Annotated in this window: 9 protein-coding genes; 6 read left to right on the forward strand and 3 right to left on the reverse strand. The window is 64.0% G+C overall.

Features of this window, described 5'->3' with window-relative positions; genetic code table 11:
* Positions 1-3: 3 nt before the first annotated feature.
* Genes EOA28_RS16555 through EOA28_RS16565 form a run of 3 tightly spaced genes read left to right on the forward strand, consistent with a single transcriptional unit; the run spans position 4 to position 3742 of the window.
* Entirely contained in the window at positions 4-1620 is a 1617-nt protein-coding gene (locus EOA28_RS16555; RefSeq protein ID WP_127253550.1) for a GMC family oxidoreductase N-terminal domain-containing protein, read from the forward strand.
* On the forward strand, positions 1617-2828 hold the full coding sequence (locus tag EOA28_RS16560; protein WP_128315059.1) for a mandelate racemase/muconate lactonizing enzyme family protein: 1212 nt from the start codon (positions 1617-1619) through the stop codon (positions 2826-2828). The genes EOA28_RS16555 and EOA28_RS16560 overlap by 4 nt, the downstream gene beginning before the upstream one ends.
* Complete coding sequence (locus tag EOA28_RS16565) at positions 2825-3742, forward strand: NAD(P)-dependent oxidoreductase (RefSeq protein WP_127253548.1); 918 nt, start codon at positions 2825-2827, stop codon at positions 3740-3742. The genes EOA28_RS16560 and EOA28_RS16565 overlap by 4 nt, the downstream gene beginning before the upstream one ends.
* A 72-nt stretch (positions 3743-3814) precedes the next feature.
* On the opposite strand, the gene EOA28_RS16570 is transcribed toward EOA28_RS16565, so the two are convergent.
* Positions 3815-4753, reverse strand: a complete 939-nt coding sequence (locus EOA28_RS16570) for a diacylglycerol kinase family protein (RefSeq protein WP_127386101.1) — start codon at positions 4751-4753, stop codon at positions 3815-3817.
* A 449-nt stretch (positions 4754-5202) separates the two neighbouring features.
* On the opposite strand from EOA28_RS16570, the gene EOA28_RS38865 reads away from it, so the two are divergent.
* Both EOA28_RS38865 and EOA28_RS16575 read left to right on the forward strand, forming a co-directional pair.
* Complete coding sequence (locus tag EOA28_RS38865) at positions 5203-5355, forward strand: hypothetical protein (RefSeq protein ID WP_189342068.1); 153 nt, start codon at positions 5203-5205, stop codon at positions 5353-5355.
* 205 nt (positions 5356-5560) lie between these two features.
* Entirely contained in the window at positions 5561-6130 is a 570-nt protein-coding gene (locus EOA28_RS16575) for a hypothetical protein (protein WP_245501538.1), read from the forward strand.
* Here EOA28_RS16575 and EOA28_RS16580 read toward each other — a convergent pair.
* Positions 6120-6746, reverse strand: coding sequence for a hypothetical protein (locus tag EOA28_RS16580; protein ID WP_128315060.1), 627 nt, complete (start codon positions 6744-6746; stop codon positions 6120-6122). The genes EOA28_RS16575 and EOA28_RS16580 overlap by 11 nt on opposite strands.
* 142 nt (positions 6747-6888) lie before the next feature.
* Here EOA28_RS16580 and EOA28_RS16585 point away from each other — a divergent pair, with 142 nt between their 5' ends.
* Complete coding sequence (locus EOA28_RS16585; RefSeq protein ID WP_127253715.1) at positions 6889-7383, forward strand: DUF2314 domain-containing protein; 495 nt, start codon at positions 6889-6891, stop codon at positions 7381-7383.
* 2 nt (positions 7384-7385) lie between these two features.
* On the opposite strand, the gene EOA28_RS16590 is transcribed toward EOA28_RS16585, so the two are convergent.
* On the reverse strand, positions 7386-8144 hold a 759-nt coding region (locus tag EOA28_RS16590; protein ID WP_128315061.1), incomplete at its 5' end, for a DUF3137 domain-containing protein.

Below are 8144 nucleotides of genomic sequence, written 5' to 3' on the forward strand. Positions count from 1 at the left end.
ATCATGCAGACTTATGATTTCATCATCGTCGGCTCCGGCTCGGCCGGTTCGGTCGTGGCCGACAAATTGTCGGCTTCGGGCCGCTTCTCGGTGCTGGTGCTGGAGGCCGGCGGGACCGATCAAAGGTTCTACGTCCAGATGCCGCTCGGCTACGGCAAGACCTTCTTCGACCCGGCCGTCAACTGGAACTACAAGGCCGAGCCGGATCCCGGTCTCGCCGGAAATGCCGACCACTGGCCGCGCGGCAAGCTGCTCGGCGGCTCGAGCTCGATCAACGCCATGGTCTTCATCCGCGGCGCGCGCGAGGATTTCGACGCCTGGGCCGCCGCCGGCAATCCCGGCTGGGGCTATGACGATCTGCTCCCCTCCTTCAAGGCGATGGAGGACAACGCGGCCGGCGCCGACCAGTGGCGCGGCGTCGGCGGCCCGCTGCACATCACCGATTGTTCGCGCGCGGTGCACCCGCTGACCAAGCGCTATCTCGCCGCCGCCGAGCAAGCCGGGCTGCCGTTCAACCCGGATTTCAACGGCGCCTCCCAGGAAGGCGTCGGCGTCTACCAGATCACGACCAAGAACGGCCGCCGCATGTCTGCCGCCCGCGCCTTCCTGCGTCCGGCTATGAAACGCTCCAACATCCGCGTCGAGACCAACGCGCTGGCGACAAGAATCCTGTTCGAGGGCAAGCGCGCCGTCGGCGTCGAATATGAGCAGAACGGCGAGCGGAAAACTGTCCGCGCGGGCCGCGAGGTGATCCTCTCGGGCGGCTCGATCAATTCGCCGCAGTTGCTGCAGTTGTCCGGCGTCGGCCCCGAGGCGCTGCTTGGCAATCTGGGCATCCCGGTTGTCCACGCCAACGACAATGTCGGCGCCAACCTGCAGGACCATGTCGGCATCAACTACACGTTCAAAGGCAAGCTGCCGACGCTGAACCAGATCCTGCGGCCCTGGTGGGGCAAGCTGCTCGTCGGCATGCAATACATCCTCTTGCGCTCCGGTCCGCTGTCGCTGTCGATGAACAATGCCGGCGGCTTCTTCCGCACCGATCCGTCGATGGCGCGGCCGAACATGCAGCTTTATTTCCAGGCCTTCTCGACCGTCATCCCGAAGAGCGGCGAACGTCCGATCCTCACGCCCGATCCCTGGCCCGGCTTCTCCATCGGCCTGTCCAACTGCCGTCCGTCCAGCCGCGGCGAGATCATGATCCGCTCGAACAATCCGCGCGACTATCCGAGGATCACGGCCAACGCCTATTCGACCAATGCCGATGTCGACGAGATGCTGGCGGCGGTAAAGTTCGTGCGCAGGATCGCCGCGATGCCGGCCATGGCCGAGATCATCGAGGAAGAGGTGCTGCCTGGACCGTCGATCCAATCGGACGCCGACCTCATCCAGGATTTCAGGAAGCGCTCGGGCACCGTCTATCACCCGGTCTCGACCTGCCGCATGGGGCCGGACGCGGCACGCGCCGTCGTCGATCCGCGGCTGAAGGTGCACGGGCTGGGCGGCTTGCGCGTCATCGACGCTTCGATTTTCCCCGACAACATCACGGGCAATACCAACGCCGCCTCGATTCTGACCGGATGGAAAGGCGCCGACCTGGTTCTGGAGGATCAGAAATGAAAATCACCGACGTGAAGACCTGGGTTGTCGGCAACCCGCCGCCCGGCATCGGCGGCAAGTATTTCATCTTCGTCAAGCTCACCACCGATGGCGGCGTCGTCGGTTATGGCGAAGCCTATAACGCCACCTTCTCGGCGCATGTCACCGCCAGGATGATCGAGGACATGGCCGAACGCTACCTCGTCGGCCGCGACCCGCACGATCTCGAAAACCTGTTCCGCCGCGTCTATTCGTCCGGCTTCACCCAGCGCCCGGACGTCTCCGGCATGGGCTGCTTCTCGGCGCTCGAAATGGCCTGCTGGGATATCATCGGCAAGGAGGCGGACAAGCCGGTCTACAAGCTGCTTGGCGGCCAGGTGCACGAGACGCTGCGCTCCTACACCTATCTCTATCCGCATAGCGGCAGCGTCCATTCGGAGGATGCCCGCGGCAAGAACGTCTACAACGACCCCGACATGGCTGCCGCCTGCGCGCTCGAATATGTCGAGCAGGGCTTCAACGCCGTGAAGCTCGACCCGGCCGGCCCCTACACCGCCTATGACGGCCACCAGCCGCGCTTGATCGACATCGACCTTTCGGCGCGCATGATCAAGGCGATCCGTGAGGCTGTCGGCACCAGGGCCGACATCCTTTTTGGCACGCATGGCCAGTTCACCGCATCCGGCGCGCTGCGCCTGGCGCGCGCCATCGAGCCTTACGATCCGCTGTGGTTCGAGGAGCCGGTGCCGCCTGATATGCCCGAGGTGATGGCGCAGGTCGCCCGCGGCACCTCGATCCCGATCGCCACCGGCGAGCGGCTGACCACGAAATTCGAGTTCGCCCGCGTCATCGAGAACCGCGCCGCCACCATCCTGCAGCCGGACCTCGGCCGCTCGGGCGGCATCCTCGAGACCAAGAAGATCGCCGCGATGGCCGAGGCCTACCACATCCAGGTGGCGCCGCATTGCTATTGCGGCCCGATCGTCGGCGCCGCGAACATCCAGCTCGCGGTGACGCTGCCCAACTTCCTCATCCTGGAATCGCTCAAGCAGTGGGATGGTTTTCACGCCACCCTGCTCAAGAAGAAGATCGAATGGCAGGACGGCAACGTCATCCCGTCGAAGGAGCCGGGCCTCGGCGTCGAGCTCAACGAGGCGGTCTGCGACGCGCACCCCTATAGCGGCAAGGACCTGCATCTGCAGATGATGCAGACGCCGCTGATGCCGTGACCCCCGCTTACGCCTTCATCGGCCTCGGCCATCTCGGTGGCAATCTTGCCGCCAGCCTGCTGCGCCACGGCTTCGCCGTCACCGTGGTCGACCGTGACCCGGCGGCGGTGGAACGCCTCGTCGCGCTCGGCGCCACGGCGGCGGCGAGCCCGGCCGAAGCCGCCGCCCGCGCCGGCAATGCGATCACCTGCCTACCCTCGCCAAAGGTCAGCGAAGCGGTGCTGGCCGACCCGGACGGATTGCTCCAGGGCCTGCCCAAGGGCGGCACCTGGATCGAAATGTCGACCAATGGTCGCGACGAGATTGTACGGCTCGCCGCACTCGCTTCGGCAAAGGGCATCGAGACGCTCGAATGCCCGGTGACAGGCGGCGTGCATCTGGCCGCTGCGGGCAGGATCACCGCCCTCGTCGGCGGCGACGCCGCGCTCTACGAACGCCATCGCCCGGCGATCGAAGCGATGTGCGCAAAATCCTTCCTGATGGGACCAGTCGGTGCGGCGGCGGTGATCAAGGTCATCACCAACATGCTGGCCTTCATCCATCTGGTCGCCGCCGGCGAAGCGCTGATGCTGGCCAAGCATGGCGGGCTCGACCTCGCCCAGGCCTATCACGCCATCGTCGCCTCCTCCGGCAACAGCTTCGTCCACGAGACCGAAAGCCAGCTCATCCTGAACGGCTCCTACGACATCGGCTTCACCATGGACCTGGCGCTGAAGGATCTCGGCTTCGCGCTCGCCATGGGCAGGGATTTCGGCTCGCCGCTCGATCTGGCAACACGCGTCAACACGATCTTCGAGGAAGGCAAGCGCGTCTATGGCGGCGACGCCTGGTCGACCCAGATCGTCAAGCTGCTCGAGGATCAGGTCGGCACGGAGCTTCGCGCGCCGGGCTTCCCGGCCAAGCTCGAACTGTAATCCGGCAAAAATTTAGCCAGCTATTTCAATCATCTGGCCAAACCAGCTGAATCAAACCCTCAGAGAGTTGATTCAACCTCTTAAGGTCAGTGCGCCGGGCAGGATCTCGAACGTCGCCGGAATCCGGCCCGGCGACTCCCCGTCTATATCCACCAGCGCGCCGTTCTTCTCGATATCGCCCAACGGCTCGACCAGCACCTTGCGGCCTCGCAGGATGGTGATGGCCGGATGGTTGCGGTGGCGGCCGCCATAGAGCAGGCGAATGTCTCTGATCAGGCCGAGCTTGCCGGCGGCGCGCAGGATGACGATGTCGAACTGGCCGTCGGCAAGTTCGGCGTCCGGGGCGATCATCATGCCGCCGCCGAAGAATTTGCCATTGGCCACCGCCACCAGCGCCATGCGTGCCTCGACCGGCTCGCCGTCGTCGATGGTGATCCGGACGTCCTGGAAGCGATAGCGGACGAACTCCAGCACCGTGCGCCAGAAGAACAGCGCCTTGGCCGAGACCCTGCCCTTGCGCTTGTCGGCATTGACGGCGCGATCGGTGGCGCCGGACAGGCCAAGGCTGGCGATGTTGATGAAGTGGCGGCTGGCCAGCGCGCCATGATCGTCGATATAGCAGACGCGGCCGGCGTCGATTTTCCGGCCCTTGGCATCCGCCATTTGCTTGACAGAGGCGCCTATGCCGCGCGGCAGGCCAAGCCCGCGCGCGAAGTCGATGCCGGTGCCGCAGGGCAGAAGTCCAAGCGCGCTTTCATGACCGATCTCGGATTGTGCCTGCAGCAGACCGTCGGCCACCTCGCTGGCGGTGCCGTCGCCGCCGGCCGCGATCACCAGCTCGCATCCGCCGGCCGCGAGGTCGATCGCCAGCCGCTCGGCGTCGCCGCTGGCTTGCGTCTCGCGCAGTTCGAAATCGCCGAAATTCGCCTTGAGCGATGCCGCCGCCTCCGCCCAGTGCCGCTTGAGGCTGCCGCCTCCGGCAATCGGATTGAGAACCACCCCGACCTTCAATCCGACCTCCCCCGAGGCACATCGCGCAAATGCGCGGCAGAGTTCATGCTGGCGCCCAAACTCTTTTGCCGACATTCAAACGCGGACCGGTCGGCGGAGCAAGGCTCCAACATCCAAGGTCGCTAAAAAAGCGGGGCAGGCTGTCTAAGGGGTTCGGCCGCCGAATTCCGAGGCTTTTGCCATTGGTCCCCGATAATCCCGCTATCCACAGGCGTGCCGGCATTCCCCAAACCGCTTACCCGGCGTACATTCAACCCATCTCAGGCGGCCACTGAACGCCCCAGCCGAAAGGCAAAAGCGCAAGGCGGATTTCCTGAGGCCCGTACGGCCCAGAACGAGAGCAGGCTCGCCTGTTGGAGGGACGGATGCCGAGACCTACGGGTGCCGCGGAAAGCGTGCCAACGCCGACGGCGGACCGATGCTGCCATGAAGGCCGGGAAAAACCTTCGATGGCACGCTGGGCGAAGCCCGCAAGGGTGGAGATCGGCGTGGTCTGGAACGGGCGCTGCCCTCGGGTGGCGACTGGCAGGACCGTCAAAATCAAGGCCGGCCTGGCGCGACGACTTTACGGAAGTTGCTGCCTTGACTGGTTCCTGATCTGACAGGGAGGCGCTGGGAGAAATCCCAGCGCCGACTGTCTTTTTGGCACGGCCAGGCCTGCCTGAGGCATTTCGGTCACAGTCGCCGCCTGAGCAACCTTCGGAAACGCCCCGTCATCCACATTTCACAATCGCGGCCAAATCCCGCCTTGTTCGGCATGGATTGATGCAAGTGGGGAATGGGTAGCGATTTCGAAGGGACAAGACCGTGATCAAGACCGCCCTTGTCGCCATGACCATTGTCGGCTGCGACTGCGACGCGAAGCTGTGCGAATATATCGGCGAGACGCCGGCCAAATGGGCGACGATCGCCGACTGCGAGGCGGCGATGAAGAGCCAGATGCTGCATCAGCGCAATTTCAATTATCCGCTGGTTTCAGGCATCTGCCGCGTCAAGGGCTCGGCCTCTTCCTCCGAGCTTGCCGCGAAAGCCTCCAGGCCGGATCTGAAGCCCAGGAACCGCGTCGTCGAAACCCTCGCCCCGCTGCCGCCCGAGTTGGACCATCGCCCGAGCGCTCCAGTCGGCGGAATGGTGACCGCCAGCGAAACCGAAGCCGCGAAGCCGGTTGCCTTCGATGGATCGGTCGACGGCGGCCGCGCCGTGCTTTACCGCACCAAGGCCGGCTATGCCGTGGTCAAGACCGACCTCAGCCGCGCCGCCGGCGCAACGGTGGACGCTGCGAAGCGCTCGGCAAGCTGGGGCTGTAAGCCTGTCCAAGGCGCGTTGAGGTTCAGGTCTCGCCGGCCTCACCTGAATATCGGCACGCCTACAGCTTGACCTTGAGAGTCTCCCAGAACTTGTCGATCAACGGCTGTTCGGTCGCATTGTCCTGATCGCCGATGCGCGTGATGAAGAGCAGCCCCTGATCGGCTGTGCCGAAGCCGACGATCTCGAAATCCGCCCTGTCGGTGCGCGTTTTGACAGTGGCCTTGAGGCCTGTCAGCTCCTTGCCGTGGGCGAGCTTGCGGGTCATCGGCTGCTGTGTCAGCTGCCCGCCTGCCTGGACTGTTTCCCTGGTCATCTCCTGCAGCATCAGCTGGTTGAGGGAAACGGGATTCATCTTGTCATATTTCTGCACCACGACGAGGGTGCCGAGCGCCGAAGCCATGAGGTACTGGGCGATGCCGTCGCCGAGATCGATCTTGGTGACCGAATAATTGCTTGGATGGACGAAGGAGAAGGTGCCGCCGGAGAAGGTGGCGAAGTCATTGTGATCGAGCCTCACCTTGCTGGTCCTGCCGCTGGGGAGCTTCAGATCGATATCCTCGCCCGGATCGATGTCGACGATCACGCCATCGATGGTCAGCTTGAAGGCCTTCGGGTCTTCGGCACGGACAACCCCGGCGCAAAGCATGATCGCGAAGAATGCCGCAGCCGCCAGTCTCAGTTGCATGTCGTGTCCTCTCCGCGCGGTTCCGACGTAGCGCTTATCATTTTTTGTTGACGGTTGGCGTGGGTCACTTTGCAACACCCGGTTGATCACATCCCCGCGATGCGGAAAGATAGCGGCCTTTCGAAAATGGGGGGCCCCTTCGATGACCTTGGTTGTTCGCGCCGCGTTGTGTCTTGTCTGTCTGTTGGCGCCGGCGACGGCCGACGCGCAGGCTACCGATCCGAATGACGACCGCGTGACTATATTCGCTCCGGGCGATCCGGAAATGGCAGCCGCGACAAAGCAGGCGCTTTCCAGCCTCGACGAGTTCCTCGCGCTCGCCGATAGCCCTCCGGCCGGCACGTCGCGCTTCAAGCTGAAGGTGAAGGTTAAGGACGGCAACATCACCGAGCATTTCTGGGTTGTGCCCTTCCGCCGCACCGAAGCCGGATTTGTCGGAATCCTGTCGAACCAGCCCGCCGAGGTGCATAACGTCGTGCTCGGTCAGAACATCGAATTCACCAGGGATGACATTTCCGACTGGGGCTACACCAGGAATGGCCATCAGGTCGGCAGCTTCACCGCCTGCGTGATGTTCAAAAGGATGTCGAAGGAGGAAGCCGACGAGATGCGCACCAGGTTCGGCTTCGACTGCTGAGCCTAGCCAACCGACTCGTCCTTCGCGCCGACCTTGCGCACCAGCGCCGCCGTCGCCAGCATCGCGCCGAGATCGGTGATCATCGGCGCGACATGAATGTTGTAGTCGATCGGTTGCGCAATATCCGGCAGCTCGAAGAAGTTCTTCGATCGCGGCATCAGCAGAAAGCCGTCGCTGCCGCTGAGCGCCACCCGTGCCTGGTCGTAGGGCCATGTCTCGCGCAGCCAGGTCAGCGCCTGCGCCATCCGGCCGGTCACCAGAGGCCGCGCCGCCTCGACATTGTCGGTGCGGAATTCATAGGTGTCATCGAGGTCTTCGACGCCGGATGACAGCTCCTGCATCTTGGAGGCGAACATGCCGCGGAAGAAATGCGCCACCTTGCCGGCCTTGCGCGCCGCGACCAGCGTTCCCGGGAACGGCTCGATGGTCTCAAAGGCGACAATGACGCCCTTGAAGGCGGTCGTCTCGCTTTTGCCGGAGCCTTCCCAGAGCTTCGCCTCGTAGAGCTCGAAGGGAAAATCCTCATAACGCCCGGAAATGACGTCGTCGAAGCTCTGCCGGTTGAAAGCGGCGACGGTTTCGCGCGGCATCCTCTCGAAGGAGTTCGGCCGCACGCCATGCTGATAGCGCACATCACGCACGAAGCCGAAGATCATCGGCAGCAGCGTATCGCGGAAGGACTGCTGCAGCCGGGTCGCCGGCCTCAGCGCCTGGAAATAGAGCAGCACCGCGACGATCAGGCCGCCGAGATAGAGAAAGAC

The sequence above is a fragment of the Mesorhizobium sp. M2A.F.Ca.ET.067.02.1.1 genome (assembly GCF_004023285.1).
Taxonomy (GTDB): domain Bacteria; phylum Pseudomonadota; class Alphaproteobacteria; order Rhizobiales; family Rhizobiaceae; genus Mesorhizobium.

Coding starts and splice junctions, on each gene's coding strand:
- EOA28_RS16555 (WP_127253550.1), top strand. CDS start 4: ATGCAGACTTATGATTTCATCATCGTCGGCTCCGGCTCGGCCGGTTCG.
- EOA28_RS16560 (WP_128315059.1), top strand. CDS start 1,617: ATGAAAATCACCGACGTGAAGACCTGGGTTGTCGGCAACCCGCCGCCC.
- EOA28_RS38865 (WP_189342068.1), top strand. CDS start 5,203: ATGGCACGCTGGGCGAAGCCCGCAAGGGTGGAGATCGGCGTGGTCTGG.
- EOA28_RS16580 (WP_128315060.1), bottom strand. CDS start 6,746: ATGCAACTGAGACTGGCGGCTGCGGCATTCTTCGCGATCATGCTTTGC.
- EOA28_RS16585 (WP_127253715.1), top strand. CDS start 6,889: ATGACCTTGGTTGTTCGCGCCGCGTTGTGTCTTGTCTGTCTGTTGGCG.